Genomic DNA, 15,457 nt, shown 5'->3' on the forward strand with positions numbered 1-15,457 from the left:
TGACCGTCGCGCTCACCGTTACCGACCGAGGTCGCGTGCGAACGGTGAGCAAGTCCGTTCCGGGAGCCCGAGGGCGATGGCCCTCGGAACCTGCTTTCGGACTTCCTGTGGTCGTGCCGACTTCGTAAAACGGGTTCTTAGAACTCCAGTTCGACCTGAACCGCGTCGCCTTCGCCAAGATCCTCGGCCTTGCGCACAGCGGCCTTGACCGGAAGCAGCCAGCCTCCGTCGGACTTGCTCGGGAAGACCGAGGTGGCAAAGGCGGTCTCGCCGATGCGCGCCCTGACCTTGAGCGAGCCGAACCCGCGCCCGAGCCCTTCGAGCTTGCGCATCAGGGCGGTGGCGCTGAGCGTTTCGGCGGCTGCATCGGTCAGCGTCACGAAGAACCAGGTTCCCCCGTTGGCGCCGCCCGTCCAGCGCCAGAGCTGGCCGGTGTGTACGAGGCTCTCGGTCATCGCGCGATCCGGCGGATCGGCACGGGCGCGTTGCACAAGTCCACGCCGCCCGCTGGCTGCAGGTAGAACCCATCCTTGCGGTTGGCCCGCGCGTGGAGATAGGCGGCGAAGCTGGCGCTGCCCGTCGCGAGGTATTCGTATGCCGGCAGGCCCGTCACTTCGGTGCCCATGCGCACCGAGAGGATCGGCGTGCGGTCAGCCTCGCGCGTGAAAAAGCCCATCGCACCGGGGCCACGCGGCAAGGCGGAGAGGAACTCCATCCCCTCGATCACCCGGCCGACCACGGCGATGTTGCGGTCGAGCTGGCGCGGCGCTTGTCCGATCACCGCATAGAGTTCCGCGCCGGTGCCGGTATCGGGCGACATGTCGCGCCCGACGCCGACCGAGGCGTAGCAGTGGACCGGCCAGGACGCGGTGGCGTTCCCGGCAATCGGCCATCCCGCGACGAAGCCGTTGCGCGGCGCATAGGCATCGCTTCCGAGCGCGCCGTCCTTCGGCAGCGCAGCGGCAGGGGCGGTGTATTCGCCTGGCGGTACGGCACGCAGGCCCGAGGGCAGGGCCTTGGCCCTGGCGGTGTCACCGTTCGTATCCGCCGCCTCGCCCTCGGAATTGGGATCGCCCCACTGCACGACGTAGTTGTCCTGGACGCGCACCACGGCGATGCCGTCGTACCAGCGCGCGGCGACGAGCTTGCGCATGTTGTCGACCCAGCCTTGCGAGAAGGGTTTGGGCAGGAGTTGGATCACGACGCGGCGCGGCGTGCCCGAGATGTCGGGGGCAAGGTCCATGACCATGAGATCGGCGGGATCGATTCGCGTCCAGGCACTGGCCGGCGCCTTGGCGACGAGCGAGGCGGGCGTCACCGGTTCGGGCGCGTCTTTGGCCGCCAGCGGAGAGGAAAGGGCCATGGCGGCCGCGAGCAGGGGCAGCGCCCCGTTTCGAAAAATGCGCATCGCACGACGATGCCACGCGTTCGCCGCTTGCGAAACCACAAAAGTCCCGCTAGTGGCACGCGCTCACCAGCGATGCGGAGCGGTGGCCGAGTGGTCGAAGGCGCACGCCTGGAAAGTGTGTATACGTCAAAAGCGTATCGAGGGTTCGAATCCCTCCCGCTCCGCCACTGGTGGCAACACCCACATTCATAATCGCCCACGAAAAACCAAGGAATACCTTGGCTTACGTGGTGATTCGCGTCCTCCTGCATCCAGCCCCATCCACCGGTGTCCGATTGGAAATGGGGGAGAATTTGGGCATGGGAAAGCTCTCTGTAACCGCTGTAAAAGCCGCCACGCGACCGGGGCGATTGGGCGACGGCGACGGCCTCTACCGCGTCGTTCAGCCGGGTGGTTCGAAAAGCTGGGTCTGCCGGGTGCAGAAGCATGGAATGCGCCGTTACCTCGGCTTGGACAGGCCCTCGTGTCGAATGCACCATCGGCGCTGACGGTCGCGATGGCCTGATCGGGTGGTATCTGCTCCTGCCGTTCGGGCAGCATGGGAGTATCGCCAACCCGCGCCTTCCGCTGATTTCGGAGGCCGCCTTCTTCAACCTCTCGAACATCGTCGACATCTATCCTTCGGTGACGATCAAGCCGATCCCCTCGATCACGGTGATGGCGGTGCCCGACTTCCTGTGGCGCCAGGCTTCGGCGGACGGGGTCTACATCGGGCCCTCGGGCTCGGCCTTCGCGGCCTATTCGGGTGGCCGGGCGATCGGCACCGACTACAATCTAGAGGCCTCCTGGCAGACCACCGACCCCCTGAGTTTCCGCCTGTTCGAAACCTATTTCGCGCGGGGCAAGGCCTTCGCTGCGGCGGGGGCCAAGAAGGGCAACGACTTCGGGGTGATGTCGAACTGCCGCATCTGAGCCCCTGACCAGGGATCCGCGACAGGGCCCTGCGCGGTGCGCGCGTGCGCTTAGTGCAGGGTTGCGGGCTGGTCGGTGTTCGCCCAGATCGCGACGGCCGCGCGGATCAGCGCGAGCCGCTCACCGGCGGGGACGACCTGGAGTTCGTGCTCGAGCGCTCCGGCCCGTTCGCCCAGCTCGCCCTCGCCGAAGAAGCCTGCCGTGCCCGCGAACTTGTGCAGGTCGTCGAGCAGGCCCGCGAGGGCCTCGGCGTCGGGCGGGCCAGCCGAGCTCTGGGCGGCCATGCGCGCGAAGAGATCGGCCTTGCGCCACTCGTACATGGCCTGGAGCTGGGCAAGTTCGCCGTCGTCCTCGGGCGTTGTTTGTGCCGGGGCGCTTTCCCCGCTCACCGAGGTGGTTTCGGGCAGTTCCTGGAATCCGGCGCCCGCAATGCAGGTCGTGAGCGTCTGGATGAAGTCGGCGAGCGAGATCGGCTTGGCGAGGTGGCCTTGCATGCCGGCCGCCTTGCAGGCGCGGATGTCCTCCTCGAAGGCGTTGGCGGTGAGGCCGATGATCGGCAGTTCGTGCGCGTAGTCGCTCGCGCGCAGGTTCCGGGCCGCGGAGAGACCGTCGAGCTCGGGCATCTGCATGTCCATCAGCAGCAGGTCGTAGGGCACCCCGGCCCGGACCGCGTCCTCGACCATCTCGATGGCGACGCGGCCGTTCTCGGCGATGGCGAGGGTGATGCCGCTGCGACGCCCGATCGAGCGCATCAGCGCCTGGTTGATCTCGTTGTCCTCGGCCACGAGCACCTTGGGAGGACGCGCGCCGCTCCAGCGCAGCGGCCCGGTGGGCGCCGGTGCGGCAGCGGCGTGCGCCACCGAAGCTGCGCTCGCGGTACGCAGCGGCAGGGTCAGCGTGAAGCACGAGCCTTCGTTCTCGACACTGGCGACCTCGAGCGAGCCGCCCATGCGCAGGGCGAGTTCGCGCGAAATGGCGAGGCCCAGGCCCGAACCGCCATACTTGCGGCCGACCGAACTGTCGGCCTGGATGAACTTGCCGAAGATCATGTCGAGGCGTCCGGCGGGAATCCCGATTCCGGTGTCCTCGACCGCGACGACGAGGCACGGCTCGCCGCCCGCGCCCGCACGCGTGGAAATCCGCATCGTGACGTGCCCTTGGGCGGTGAACTTGACCGCGTTGTTGGCGAGGTTGAGCAGGATCTGGCGCACCCGCAGCCGGTCGCCGCGCACGAAGTCGGGGACGCTCTCGTCGATCTCGACCGCGCAGGCGAGGCTCTTGGCATCGGCCAGGGGCTGGATCGCCGCCAGCACGCTGCGCGCCTTGGCGCGGATGTCGAAGGCCTCGTCGGCGAGGTGCATGTTGCCGGTGTCGATCTTGGAGATGTCGAGGATGTCGTTGAGCAACTGGAGCATGATCCGCCCCGATTCCGCGATCATCTCGACCTGCTGGCGCTGCTCGCTTTCCAGCGGGCCGTCGAGCAGGAGCTCGGTGAAGCCGATCACCCCGTTCATCGGCGTGCGGATCTCGTGGCTCATGTTGGCGAGGAACGAGGACTTGGCCTCGGTCGCGGCTTGCGCCTTGCGCTGCGACACCTCGAGTTCCTCGACAAGGCGCTTCGAACTGGTGATGTCGAAGACCACGCCGATGAAGGCGCTGATCGCGCCGTTCTCGTCGATCTCGGGGCGCGCCAGGGCGTGGCCCCAGACCGTCGTTCCGTCGGCATGGACGAAGCGCAGGTCGCGCTCGAATTCGCCGCCGGTGGTGATGGCGTGGACCCAGGCGGCGTCGGCGCCCGCGCGGTCGTCGGGATGGAGCGCGCGGGTCCAGCTGTCGCTTTCCCAGATACCGTGCGGCACGCCCGCCATCGCGAGCCAGGCGCGGTTCACGTACGTCGCGTTGCCCTGCGCGTCGGTGCGGAAGATGCCCGCGGGCGAGAGGTTGGAGAGCGCCTGGAACCGTCGCTCGCTCGAGGCCAGCGCAAGATTGGCCTTGCGCATGTGGGCGAGGATCGAGGTGACCGGCAGGCTCATGGCGAAATTGGCCGCGAGGAAGGCCTGGAGCACCACCAGCTCCTCGTTGATGCGCCCCTGCACCAGCGTCACCGGGCCGCTCGCGCTGGCGGTAAGCGTGATCGAGATGGCCGCCACGATCAGGATCGCGATGGCCGCGCCCAGGCTGCCGAGGCGGAAGGCGCAGATCATCATGATCGGCGAGACGAAGAACAGCAGCGGGTATCTCGACTGGAGGAAGACCGCGGCAGTTACGAACGCGGTGCTGAGCAGGATGCCGCTCCATTCCGCCGCGCTGCGCGGTTCGGCGTTGAGGCGCCCGGCAAGCGCGTCGCTGAAGATCCAGATACAGGGCGTGATGAGGACGATGCTGAGCGCGTCGGTGAGCCACCACATGGCGTAGACGTCGAAGAACGCGGCACCCTCGATGCCCAGCACTGCCATCGCGACGAGCGCGCCGGTCGCCGGTGCGAGCACGCCCCCCATGAACAGGAAGGTCATGAGCTCGCGGATGTCCTCCATGTCCGGGCGGGCGAGCCCGGCGCTGCGCAAGCCGAGAAAGGCGACGGCGATCTCGACCGCATTGGCCAGGGCGAGCCCCGCCGCGCGTCCCGGCGCATCGCCGCCCAGCGTGTTCGAGACGACATTCGCCGCGAAGACGACGAGCAGGAGGACGAGGTCGAAACGGGCGCGGCGCGCCATGATCGCGATGATCACCGCGTTGGGCAGCCAGATCGCGGCAATGCGGCTCTCGGCGCGCGTAAGTTCGACGCCGATATAGGCGAGCACGCCGAAGAGAACGGCCATGGCGGCGTAGCGGGCGAAGCCGCGGGCGAGGGACACTCCATCCATGCGGCTAGCTCCTGCGGGCAAGGTCTGGCGTCTCGGTGCGCACGGGGACGCTCTCTTCGAGCGGGGCGGGAGCGCTGTCGGGGGGCTGGCGACGATCGCCGGCCAGCGGCCAGGCGGTCTTGCCGGCGGGATCGGTGGAAAAGCCGCGCCGGGGCACCGCCGCCCAGGCGGTCTCGCCGCGAAAGAAGCGGACGATACCACGCAGGCGGAACACGAGGTTGGCCTGGCGGTAGCCGAAGTTTTCGAACACGGCGGCCAGCGCCACGCGCATCAGGTCGGCGGCGGTCGGCGTACGGCGCAGCTGATGTTCCTCAAGCGCGAGGGTGGCCACGCTGATCGCGGTGCCGAAGACGAAGGTGAGGCTGAGGAAGGCGAGCGCGGTCGTCGCATCGAGAATGCCCAGCGCAAAACCGATCGGGAAGATCAGGTAACCCAGCAGTTCGGCGGGCGGTCCGACCACGTCCTCGAGCACGAGCAGGGGCAGGGCAAGCAGGCCGATCCGGCCATAGCGCGGATTGCCCAACATCGCGCGGTGGCGCACCAGCGTCTCGAGCGCGCCCTGCTGCCATCGCATGCGCTGGTTGCGAAGGCCCGCGAGCGTGGCCGGGGCCTCGGTCCAGCAGACGATCTCGGGGACGAAATCGATGCGGTAGTCGCGCTTGTTTTCGCGCATGTGGCGGTGCAGGCGGGTCACGATCTCGAGGTCTTCGCCCACGGTGTCGTGGCGATAGCCGCCGATCTCGACGAGAAGCTCGCGCCGGAAGATCCCGAAGGCGCCCGAGATGAGCGTGAGAATGCCGATCTGGGCATTGGCGACGCGCGCGGTGAGGAAGGCGCGCATGTATTCGACGATCTGGAAACGCGGGAGCCATTCCTTCGCGATCCCGATCGCCTCGATGTGCCCGCCGCGCACGCGGCTGCCGTTGACGATGCGGATCGCGCCGCCCACCGCGATGAGCGAGCCTTCGTCGGACATGAAGGGTTCGGTCGCGCGCAGGAGGCCGTCGGGTTCGATCAGCGAATCGGCGTCGATCACGCAGACCAGCGGGGTGATGGCAAAGCCGATCCCCGCGTTCGCGGCATCGGCCTTGCGCCCGTTCTCCTTGTCGACGAGAAGCAGGTTGGGGTGTTGGCGCGAGGCGTAGACGCCCCGGATACGGGTGTGCTGCAAGGCGACCACCTGCTGGCGGTCGGTGGGGTGCATGGCAAAGGCCTCGATCATCCGCGCGAGCGTCGCGTCCTTCGAGCCGTCGTTGACGACGATGACTTCGTGCTCGGGATAGTGCAGCGCGAGCAGGGCCTTGACGCTCTCGACGATGGATAGCTCCTCGTTGAAGGCGGGCGCGATCACGCTGACCGGCGGGGCCAGCCCTTCGCACCGCGACCACAAGTCGATCGAGCGCGGCGATGGGCGGATCCTGCGCACGAAGTACCAGGCGGCGATCGCCAGCTGCACCACCGAGACCGCGTTGCGTGCGATCACCACGAGGAGACAGATCCAGGCGAGCGCGAGAACCGTGGTGGCGAGCGGGTCCGTGAGGGCGGGCATCATCGCCGCAGTCCGATCGTCGAGAGCGGCAGCGGCTGGGCCGGGCGCAACGCGTGCAGCGCTTGGGCCGAACGCATGCGCACCCACCACGAGCGGTCGTGGAGCAGCCCGGTGAGCAGCGGGATCGCCGCCTCGATACCCAGCTTTCCGCAGGCCCGCGCGGCGTGGAGGCGGACGAAGGCGATCGGGTCGCACAGGCAGGCCATCACCCAGGGCGCGGCGCCCGGATGGCCCATCTGCAACGCGGCCTTGAGCGCGGCGGAGCGCACCGCGGGATCGGCGGCCCCGGCCATGCCCTCGAGCACCGCGAGGTGGCTGAAGTCGTTCGACCAGCCGAGCGCTTCGACCAGCAGCGCGCGCACATGCTCGAAATCCTGCGCATGGCACAGGCGCACGAGTTCGTCACCGTGGCTTTGTGCCGCGACGCGCAGCATGGCCATGTGGAGGCGCGTGGGCGTGCGCGCGGGCAGGTCGAGCGCCCAGAGGATATAGGCGGGTCCCGGAATCGTGCCGTTGCGCGCGAGGATCGCGGCCGCCTCGAGGCGCACGCGCGGCGAGGGATCGCTGCTCATGACCCGGGTCACGGCGCGCTGTGCGTCCTCGACGGGCAGGTGTTCGAGCGCGCGCATGGCGTCGACGCGGCGGTGCAGGTTGCGATGCGTGACCTCGCGCAGCAGCCGCTCGGCGACGCCGTGGCGCTGCGCCAGCGCGATCAGGCGCTCGCGCTCGTGGCCGCGCACGAGCAGGAACAAATGCGAGAAGACCCGGCGCGCGCGGCGATTGTCGCGCAGCGCCAGCGCCAGCGTGCGTTCCTGCGCGGGCTCGTCGGTGTCCTCTTCCATCGCTTGCAGGAGAAGGCCGAGCAGGCCCTTGTCGCCTTCGACGAGCTGGGGGGCGCGGCGTTCGTCGACGAACCGGCGCAGGCACAGCAATGCGGTCACGCCCAGGCACGCGAGCGCGAAGCCCACCGAAACCCAGATGGCCGCGGTTACGGTCATCTGGGGCAGGTGGGCGAGCGCGCTCACAGCGCGAGGCTCAACGCGAGATTGGCGGTGCGCCGGGTGTAGCTGTCGCGCCGGCGCTCCCATCCGAGCCCGGCGCGCAGCACGAGGCGGGAATCGAAGCGATGGGAGAGGCCGCCGTAGAGCCCCTCGAAGCGGCGGGTGATGCCCGCTTCGGTGTCGGGATAAGTGGCCCCGGCAAGGTAGAGGCTGGTGCGCGCGGTGAGCGCGCTGTCCGCGCGCAGCGACCAGCCCGGGCTCTGCCCGTCGCCTTCGTTCCAGGCGAAGATCGACTGGAGTGTCAGCGCATGGCGGTCCTCGGCGTCGTGCAGGCGCAGGCCCGCCGCGCCCGAGACGACGTTCACGCCCCCGATGTAGTCGCCGTAGCGCGCCTGCGCGACGAGCGCGAGGTGGCGGGTGAGCGCGATGTCGGTGCCGGCGCGCAGGCCGAATTTCTCGCGAAACTGCGCATTTGGCGTGGCGGTCACGGTGAGCGTGGCCGAGGCGCCGTCGGAAAGGCGGGTGGCGCCGGTCAGCGCCAGGTGCGTGTCGACGAGGCCCGCGCGGTCCTCGCGGGTCACTTCGCCGGTGAGCGTGGTGCGCGGCGAAACGCGCGCCGAGAGCGCGGCCATGCTATCGTACCAGGTGCGCCGGGCATTGCCGACCGACACGCGCGAGATGCCCTGGTTGACGGTGAGCGTGAGCGGGTGTCCATCGACGTCGCCCTGCGCCTGCGTGCGTGTGACCTCGGCGAGGAGGCGCGCGACTTCGGCGTTGTCGGGCGCCGTGTTCGCCAGGGCCTGGGCCTGCTCGCGCGCCTGCGCGGTCTGGCCGGCCCACAGGTGGGCACGGGCCAGCGCGAGCGCGATGTCGAGATCGTCCGGCGCCAGCGCATGGGCTCGCTCGAGCGTTGCGATCGCCGCGTCGTAGCGGTGGTCGAAGGCATATGTCGTGCCGAGCAGGCGCAGCAGGTCCGCGTCATCGGGCGTGGCCGCGCGCAATTGCTCGAAGAGCGCGATGGCCCTCGCGTAGTCGCCCGCCGTGCGTGCTGCCATCGCGGCTTCGCGCGCCGTCATCGCCGCTTCGCGTGAGGCCTCGGGGCTCGCGGCGAAAGCGGCAGGTGTGGCGAGCAGCAGGCTGAGTGCGACGAGGCCGGCGCGGGCGGTCTTAGTGGGCTCGTGCTTCCAGGACACGTGATATCCGCAGGGTGAATTCGTCGGGGAGAAAGGGCTTGGTGATGTAATCGTCGGCCCCGTTCTGGAGCGCGCCCATGACATCGGCCTCGGCCTTGCGGGCGGTGAGCATGATCACCGGAATGCGCCGGGTCGCCTCGTCCTGCTTGAGGCGGTTGAGGACTTCGGGGCCCGAAAGCACCGGCATCATGGCATCGAGAATGACGAGATCGGGCTGGTTTGCGGCGATCGCTGCAAGCGCGGCCTCCCCGTCGAGGACGTGTTCGATCTCGTGTCCGGCCTTCTTGAGCTTGTGGTGGACGAGGACTCCCATCAGGGGGTCGTCGTCGGCGAAGAGAATGTAGCTCACGATGGTGCTCCCGGTCTGTCCTTCGTGCATTTACGAGAGAAAGGGTTTTGATCTGGTTAACTATCTTTGGAGCATTTCCGGGCCGGAATGAAAAGATCGTTTGATCAAGACCTTGGCTTGTGTGCAATCGTTACCACAGGCAGGTGCGTCCGGGGCCGAGGCAGGGCACCGCAAACGCGGGCGCGCGGACGGGAGCCGGCTTGCACCAGGCGACGGGTTTGGGGCACACGGTCCCCTCGCGCCGCGTCCCGGGTGCGAAGCTTGACGAAGGACCCCAAGCCCTGACCAGCCCCGTTACAGATGCGCCCCCGGCATCGACCGCCCCCGACGCCGCGGCCGTCCCCCACCTGCGGCTGATCCTGACCGGCCTCATCCTGGCGATGGTGCTCGCCTCGCTCGATCAGAGCATCGTCAACACGGCGCTGCCCTCGATGGCGAGCGAACTTGGCGGGCTGGCCCACATGTCCTGGGTGGTGACGGCCTTCATGCTCAGCTCGACGATCACAACGCCGATCTACGGCAAGCTAAGCGACATGTATGGGCGGCGGGTCTTCCTGCTGTTCGCGATCTCGGTGTTCCTGCTCATGTCGGGGCTATGCGGGATCGCGCAGTCGATGGGCCAGCTCATCGCCTTCCGTCTTCTCCAGGGGCTCGGGGCGGGGGGCATCATGACCTTGACGCAGGCGACCATCAGCGACGTCGTCACCCCGCGCGAGCGGGTGCGCTACCAGGGCCTGTTCACCGGGGCCTTCGCCTTTTCGGCGGTGACCGGACCCGTGCTCGGTGGCGCCCTGACGAGCGCGCTGTCGTGGCGCTGGGTGTTCTACATCAACCTGCCCGTCGGTCTCGTGGCGATCGCACTCTTGCTGCGCGCACTGCCGCCCGCGCGAACGCGCCATAGTCATGACATCGACGTCGCCGGGGCAGCGGCGATGATCTGCGCGGCGGCCTCGTTGCTGCTGCTGTGCAGCCTGGGCGGTTCGGTCTTCGCCTGGACCTCTCCGACCGCGGTCGGGCTCGCGCTGTTTGCGCTGGTCTCGGCTTGCGCCTTCGTGGCGATCGAGCGCCGCGCGCGCGAGCCGATCCTGACCCTGGCGCTGTTTCGCATCCGCAACTTCGCCATCGGCACGGTAACCACCGGCTGCATGAGCTTCGCGATGATGAGCGCGATGGTCTTTCTGCCGCTCTATTTCCAGCTCGTGCTCGGCCTTTCGCCCGCGCATTCGGGGGCGATGCTGCTCCCGCAGATCGGCGCGATGTTGCTGACCTCGGTGTTCGGCGGACAGGTTTCCGCGCGTATTGGCCGGCCCAAGGCGTTCATGGTGCTGGGTATCGCGCTCGAGGCGAGCGGCCTTGCCACGCTTGCGCTGCTGGCGATGAACGGGGCCGCGTTGCCCTGGTTCTGGGGGGCGCTTGCGATCCTGGGGCTGGGCATGGGCATCGCGATGCCGCACGCCACCGTGATCATCCAGCACGCCGCGCCCGAGGGCCGCATGGGCGAGGCGACCGCGAGCATGGCCTTCTTGCGCTCGCTGGGCGGGGCGCTGGGGGTTGCCGTTTCGGGCGGTGTGATGGCCGGCGGGCTTCGCCACGATCTCGCCGCGATCGGGCCGGGCATCGACGTCCAGGCGATCGTCGATGGCGGCATGGCCACCGTCGCGCGCCTGCCCGAAGCGCTCCACCCGGCGATCGCGGCGGCGTTCCGCGATGCGATCACCGCTTCCTTCGAGATTGGCGCCGGCGTCATGGCGTTCGCCTTCGTGCTCGCGCAGCTGCTTGGCAGGATCCGCTTCGAGGCCTGATCGGAGCCCACGAAAAAAGACCCTCCCTTCCACGGGGGAAGGGAGGGCCGTTGGGACCGGCAGGCATAAGGGACGCGCCTGCCGGAGGGTGGGAGAGGGTCTTAGAAGTCGACGGTCGTCGAGATGGCGACCTGGCGACCCAGCGAATCGTAGCGCGCCGACAGCGTGTTGTTGCGCGAGAGCGCGTAGCTGTAGGAGTTCGGGACGACCGGCGGGTCCTTGTCGAACAGGTTGTTGACCGTGAAGCGCAGGCCGAAGCGCTCGGCGACACGGAAACCGATGGCGAGATCGAAGTAGTTGTAGGCCGGGATGTGGTAGTAGGTCGAGCGTTCGCCGCCTTCATACCAGCCAAGGCTCGTCTTGCCCGAATTGGTGACGTTGGTGAGCGGGCCCACGAAGCGCCAGTTGAGCGAGATCGAGACTTCGTCGTCGGGCGCCGTCCAGGTCGTGCGCAGCTGGTGCGTCCACTTGGGGATCAGCTGGCCGCACGAACCGCCGTAGTAGCCCACGCAGTTGTACTTCGCGAGGATCGGCGAATCCTGGCCACCGGCATACGTGGTCAGCGACCCGGCGAAGTCGAAGTCGAGGCGACCGGCCTTCGCACCGAGGTCCAGACCATACTGCGCCTGCAGGTCCCAGCCGTGCGACTTGGACTTGTAGTAGTTGGTCGTGCCCTGGCGGATGTAGCCCGAAGTCGGGTTCGACGAGGCGTCCGAGTAAAGCGTGCCGTCCGAGTTGCGCACGAACATCGAGCAGAAGAACTCGCTGCCGGTCGCAAGGCACCCATTGGTGAAGTAGGTGTAGTCGTTGTAGCCGATGGAGTTGTCGAGATCGATCAGGAAGCGGTCGACCGACAGGCTCAGGCCCGGCAGGAAGCTGGGCGTGAGGACCAGGCCGATGGTCTTGGTATAGGCCGTTTCCGGATCGACGGTGAAGCCGCCGCTCTTGTAGGTGCAGCCGGTCTCGTCGGGGCACAGCAGCGAGGTGCTGCCGTACAGGCTGGAATCGAGGCCGGTGGCTTCGCAGACCGCGAGCGAGGCGGCCGGATCACCGTAGGTGGTGACCGTCGCACCGCTGGCGTCGACCGAGGTCGTCACGGTCGGCGCGCAGAAGTCGTTGAACGACGTATCGATGTTGCCGTAGCTGGTGGACTCGGCCTGGTACTGCTCGACGACCGTGGGCGCACGCTGCGCGCGGTTGAACGAAGCGCGCAGGGTAATGTCGCTGCTCGGCGACCAGATCGCCTCGGCCTTGAAGGTGCTGAACAGCGAGGGGTTGCCCGAGTACTTCGAGAGGCGATAGGCGCCGTTCAGTTCGAGCGAGCGGGCCCAGGGCTTGTCCTCGACGATCGGGACCTGCAGCTCGACCATGCCTTCCCAGGCTGCCTGCTGGTAGTGCGCCTCGGCGTCGCCGCCATTGTACGAAATCCACAGGTCGTCCTTCGAGACGTCGAGATGGTCCTCGCGGTACTCGACGCTGAAGGCGATGCCCACGCCCGTGCTCGCCCAGGGCGACTGGATGCCGTAGGAGCCCAGGTCACCCTGAACCGTACCCATCAGGTCGTAGAGGTGCGAGACGTTGCTGAGCGTGCCGTACTGGTCCTCGAGCAGCCAGTTGAAGGCCTGCTGGTTGGTCGAACTGGTGGTGTTGCCGAAGATGTCGATCGGAATGCAGCCCGCCGCGCTGCCTTCGGGGCAGCCGTTGATCGCCTGGTTGATCCGGTCGAAGTTGGGATAGGCCCAGTTGTAGTCGCTCTGGTTGCGCGCGTAGACGCCACCGATGTCGTAGCTCCAGCTGTGGCCGAGGTCGCCGCGCACGCCCGTGGTGATGCGCAGGCCCTTGTTCAGGTAGATGTCGTCCTGGTCACCGACGTCCGCGAAACGGTAGCGCAAGTCGGTCGGAACCGTCGCGCTGGTGCCCGCGGCCGAACCGCACAGCGTGCTCGCCTGCTGCGAGGAGAGGAACGCGTTGTCGCACGAGACGCTGTAGGGCGTCGAGCCATAAGCGCTGTAGGCGTAGAGGCGCGCCGGATAGGGGTTCACCGAACGGTCACGGAACCACATCGCGTTGGCGTAGACCGTGGCGGCGGGCGAGATCTCGAAGTTCATGAAACCGCCCGCGTTCCAGCGCTCGTTGGCGCGCTGCAGCGAGTAGCCGTCGTAAGGGTTGGCGGCGTAGTCGGTCGAGTAGGGCGTGAAGGTGCCCGGGTTTGCGGGATCGTTGACGTAGGCGTTGCCGGCGTTGGTGCCCGTGGTCGGCGAGAAGTAGCCGTTGGTGTTGTAGGTCGAGGTCGTGCAGCCCAGGTCGCCGTCGCCGCTCTGGGTCAGCTGGCAGGCCGAGGACGAACGGTCGCCGTAACCCACCAGCGAGGCCTTGCGGTAGTCGACGTAGCCCTGGATGTGCAGGCGGTCGTCGAACAGCTTGGTGCCGCCGACCAGCGAGATGTCGGAACGGCCACCGTCGGTCGAGAGGCCGCTGGCGGAGTCGAAGCCATAGGCCTTGGCGGTCTTGGCCGCGGTGCCGTTGCGGTTGTTGTGGAGGTAGAAGTTGTAGTTGGCGTTGAGCTGGAGACCCTCGAAGTTGTCGTCCATGATGAAGTTGACGACACCGGCGATGGCGTCCGAACCGTAGACCGCCGAGGCGCCCCCGGTCAGCACGTCGACGCGCTTGACGAGCGCGGTCGGGATCATGCCGACGTCTTCACCGTTCATCGTGCCCAGGCGACGGCCGTCGACGAGGACGAGCGTGCGCTCGAAGCCCAGGTTGCGCAGCTTGATGCGCTGGCGGCCATCGGAATCCTGGTAGCCCTGCTGGCTGTCGGGCGCGAACTGGGGAAGGCGGTTGAGCACTTCCTCGATGTTGACGGCGGCCTGCGCCTTGATCGCCTCGTTGGTCACCGAAAGGATCGGCGCGGCGGCGGCTGCATTCGGGCGCTTGATGAGACTGCCGGTGACGACGATCGCGTTGCCGTCGTCGGCTGCGCTGTCCGATGCGCTTGACGGGCTGTCGGCATCGGCCGCATGCGCGGCGACGGGCAGGGCGATCAGCCCGGCCAGGCACGTCGTGTGCAGTAGATTCTTGAAGATTGGTCTCATTGGCTTACCCCTCATTGAATGTGAACGTTATTCCGCTTGCCGCGCTGCCCTCTGCGATGGTGCGCCGCTCCCCACCGACCGGGGCGGATGCCCGGTCGTTCGGGCTCCCACTGCATGGGCGGGAGCCCTTGTCGCATTCGTCGTGCAATCGAGATCGGGCAGGCCTCGGAACCTGCCCCCGGCGTCAACCCTTTTCGGGGCCCGCGAGGCTTTTCGAAGGAAGGACCCGCGTGTGGCCCGTACGGTCGGTGATCGCCAGGGTGAAGCCGGGCATGAGCGCGTAGGCGCCGACCTGTCCCGCGGTGTCGATCGCGACGAAGCCGACTTGCGCACCACTGACGGCGCTGCCGCGCAGGCGCACGATGTGCTCCACCGCTTCGCGGCACGCGGCTTCGGGCGAGAGGCCGGCGCGCAGGTTGGCGACGACGCGCGCGCTGCCAGCGATGCGTGTCACTTCCTCGCCCACGCCGGTCGCCGCCGCGGCGCCAACGCCGCCCTCGACGAAGAGGCCGCAGCCCGCTTGCGGCGAATCGCCGACGCGTCCGTGCAGCTTGTAGGCCATCCCCGAAGTGGTGCAGGCGCCTGCGAGTTCGCCGTCCGGCGAACAGGCGAGAATGCCGATGGTGTCATGGTCGAGCGCGCCGCCACGGCGGTTCTCGATATTGGCGACCGGCTTGTACTGGGCGGTCTTGAGCCACTCCTTCCAGGCCTTTTCGGATTCGGGCGTCAGGAGGTTGGTCGCGTCGAAGCCCTGTTCGCGCGCGAACTGGTTAGCCCCGTCGCCCACAAGGAAGGTGTGCGGGGTCTTCTCCATGACGCGGCGGGCAACCGAAATGGCGTGGACGTAGTTCTCCAGCGCGGCAACGGCACCGCAGTTGCCCTTGCCGTCCATGATGATGGCGTCGAGCGTGACGTGGCCGTCGCGGTCCGGATTGCCGCCCAGGCCCACCGAGCGGTTCGAGGCATCGGCCTCGGGCACTTGTGCGCCAGCCTCGACCGCGTCGAGCAGGCTGCCGCCGGCGGCGAAGCGCGCGTAGGCGGCGGCGTTGGCCGCCGCGCCAAAGTCCCAGGTGGACACGATCAGCGCCGTCTCCGGCGCGGGCGTCGCGGCCCTGGCAGTGTGTTTCCCGACGAGCGTGGCGGCCAGCGCGCTGCCAAGCCCCATCCCGATCGCGTTTCGACGCGTTGTCATAGATCAGCCCCCCTGATTGGCCGGACCCGGTGATTCTCTCCCGTCCGTACTCGGACGTTGGCGGGGTTGTGTCTCAGGTCTTATGAAATGGC

At 68.0% G+C, this 15,457-nt stretch carries 12 protein-coding genes, 1 tRNA gene and 1 pseudogene; 4 read left to right on the top strand and 10 right to left on the bottom strand.

The window, feature by feature from the left end; genetic code table 11:
• Nucleotides 1–137: 137 nt before the first annotated feature.
• Together HT136_RS06080 and HT136_RS06085 are read right to left on the bottom strand one after the other, a co-directional pair.
• A complete protein-coding gene (locus HT136_RS06080) occupies nucleotides 138–455 on the bottom strand; it encodes a DUF1905 domain-containing protein (RefSeq protein WP_214198675.1) in 318 nt (105 codons plus the stop codon).
• A complete protein-coding gene (locus HT136_RS06085; RefSeq protein WP_214198676.1) occupies nucleotides 452–1,408 on the bottom strand; it encodes a peptidylprolyl isomerase in 957 nt (318 codons plus the stop codon). The genes HT136_RS06080 and HT136_RS06085 overlap by 4 nt, the downstream gene beginning before the upstream one ends.
• Before the next feature lie 76 nt (nucleotides 1,409–1,484).
• Here HT136_RS06085 and HT136_RS06090 point away from each other — a divergent pair.
• Together HT136_RS06090 and HT136_RS26585 are read left to right on the top strand one after the other, a co-directional pair.
• A tRNA-Ser gene (locus tag HT136_RS06090) sits at nucleotides 1,485–1,575 on the top strand.
• A gap of 132 nt (nucleotides 1,576–1,707) precedes the next feature.
• A complete protein-coding gene (locus tag HT136_RS26585) occupies nucleotides 1,708–1,896 on the top strand; it encodes an Arm DNA-binding domain-containing protein (protein ID WP_343222123.1) in 189 nt (62 codons plus the stop codon).
• Here HT136_RS26585 and HT136_RS26195 read toward each other — a convergent pair.
• Nucleotides 1,862–1,963, bottom strand: a pseudogene (locus HT136_RS26195) (IS5/IS1182 family transposase); the annotation flags it as partial. The gene HT136_RS26585 and the pseudogene HT136_RS26195 overlap by 35 nt on opposite strands.
• A 69-nt stretch (nucleotides 1,964–2,032) precedes the next feature.
• Between HT136_RS26195 and HT136_RS06095 the strand changes: the two are divergent.
• On the top strand, nucleotides 2,033–2,320 hold the full coding sequence (locus tag HT136_RS06095; protein WP_425516883.1) for a hypothetical protein: 288 nt from the start codon (nucleotides 2,033–2,035) through the stop codon (nucleotides 2,318–2,320).
• 50 nt (nucleotides 2,321–2,370) lie between these two features.
• On the opposite strand, the gene HT136_RS06100 is transcribed toward HT136_RS06095, so the two are convergent.
• From HT136_RS06100 to HT136_RS06120, 5 genes are read right to left on the bottom strand one after another with little or no spacing between them, the layout of a single operon-like run.
• Nucleotides 2,371–5,184 (bottom strand): ATP-binding protein, encoded by a 2,814-nt coding sequence (locus tag HT136_RS06100; RefSeq protein ID WP_214198677.1) that lies wholly within the window; start codon nucleotides 5,182–5,184, stop codon nucleotides 2,371–2,373.
• A gap of 4 nt (nucleotides 5,185–5,188) precedes the next feature.
• Nucleotides 5,189–6,736: a glycosyltransferase family 2 protein gene (locus HT136_RS06105; RefSeq protein WP_214198678.1), complete on the bottom strand. Its 1,548-nt coding sequence runs from the start codon at nucleotides 6,734–6,736 to the stop codon at nucleotides 5,189–5,191.
• On the bottom strand, nucleotides 6,733–7,758 hold the full coding sequence (locus tag HT136_RS26590; protein ID WP_214198679.1) for a HEAT repeat domain-containing protein: 1,026 nt from the start codon (nucleotides 7,756–7,758) through the stop codon (nucleotides 6,733–6,735). The genes HT136_RS06105 and HT136_RS26590 overlap by 4 nt, the downstream gene beginning before the upstream one ends.
• The gene (locus HT136_RS06115) at nucleotides 7,755–8,927 is read right to left on the bottom strand and encodes a YaiO family outer membrane beta-barrel protein (RefSeq protein WP_214198680.1); all 1,173 of its coding nucleotides are present in this window, start codon (nucleotides 8,925–8,927) and stop codon (nucleotides 7,755–7,757) included. The genes HT136_RS26590 and HT136_RS06115 overlap by 4 nt, the downstream gene beginning before the upstream one ends.
• On the bottom strand, nucleotides 8,902–9,276 hold the full coding sequence (locus tag HT136_RS06120) for a response regulator transcription factor (RefSeq protein WP_214198681.1): 375 nt from the start codon (nucleotides 9,274–9,276) through the stop codon (nucleotides 8,902–8,904). The genes HT136_RS06115 and HT136_RS06120 overlap by 26 nt, the downstream gene beginning before the upstream one ends.
• Before the next feature lie 200 nt (nucleotides 9,277–9,476).
• On the opposite strand from HT136_RS06120, the gene HT136_RS06125 reads away from it, so the two are divergent.
• Nucleotides 9,477–11,078 (top strand): MDR family MFS transporter, encoded by a 1,602-nt coding sequence (locus HT136_RS06125; protein WP_214198682.1) that lies wholly within the window; start codon nucleotides 9,477–9,479, stop codon nucleotides 11,076–11,078.
• A gap of 101 nt (nucleotides 11,079–11,179) precedes the next feature.
• On the opposite strand, the gene HT136_RS06130 is transcribed toward HT136_RS06125, so the two are convergent.
• Entirely contained in the window at nucleotides 11,180–14,173 is a 2,994-nt protein-coding gene (locus tag HT136_RS06130; RefSeq protein WP_214198683.1) for a TonB-dependent receptor domain-containing protein, read from the bottom strand.
• A 184-nt stretch (nucleotides 14,174–14,357) separates the two neighbouring features.
• Nucleotides 14,358–15,365, bottom strand: a complete 1,008-nt coding sequence (locus HT136_RS06135) for an isoaspartyl peptidase/L-asparaginase (protein WP_214198684.1) — start codon at nucleotides 15,363–15,365, stop codon at nucleotides 14,358–14,360.
• Nucleotides 15,366–15,457 lie beyond the last annotated feature (92 nt).

Source organism: Novosphingobium profundi, assembly GCF_018491765.1.
Lineage (GTDB): Bacteria > Pseudomonadota > Alphaproteobacteria > Sphingomonadales > Sphingomonadaceae > Novosphingobium > Novosphingobium profundi.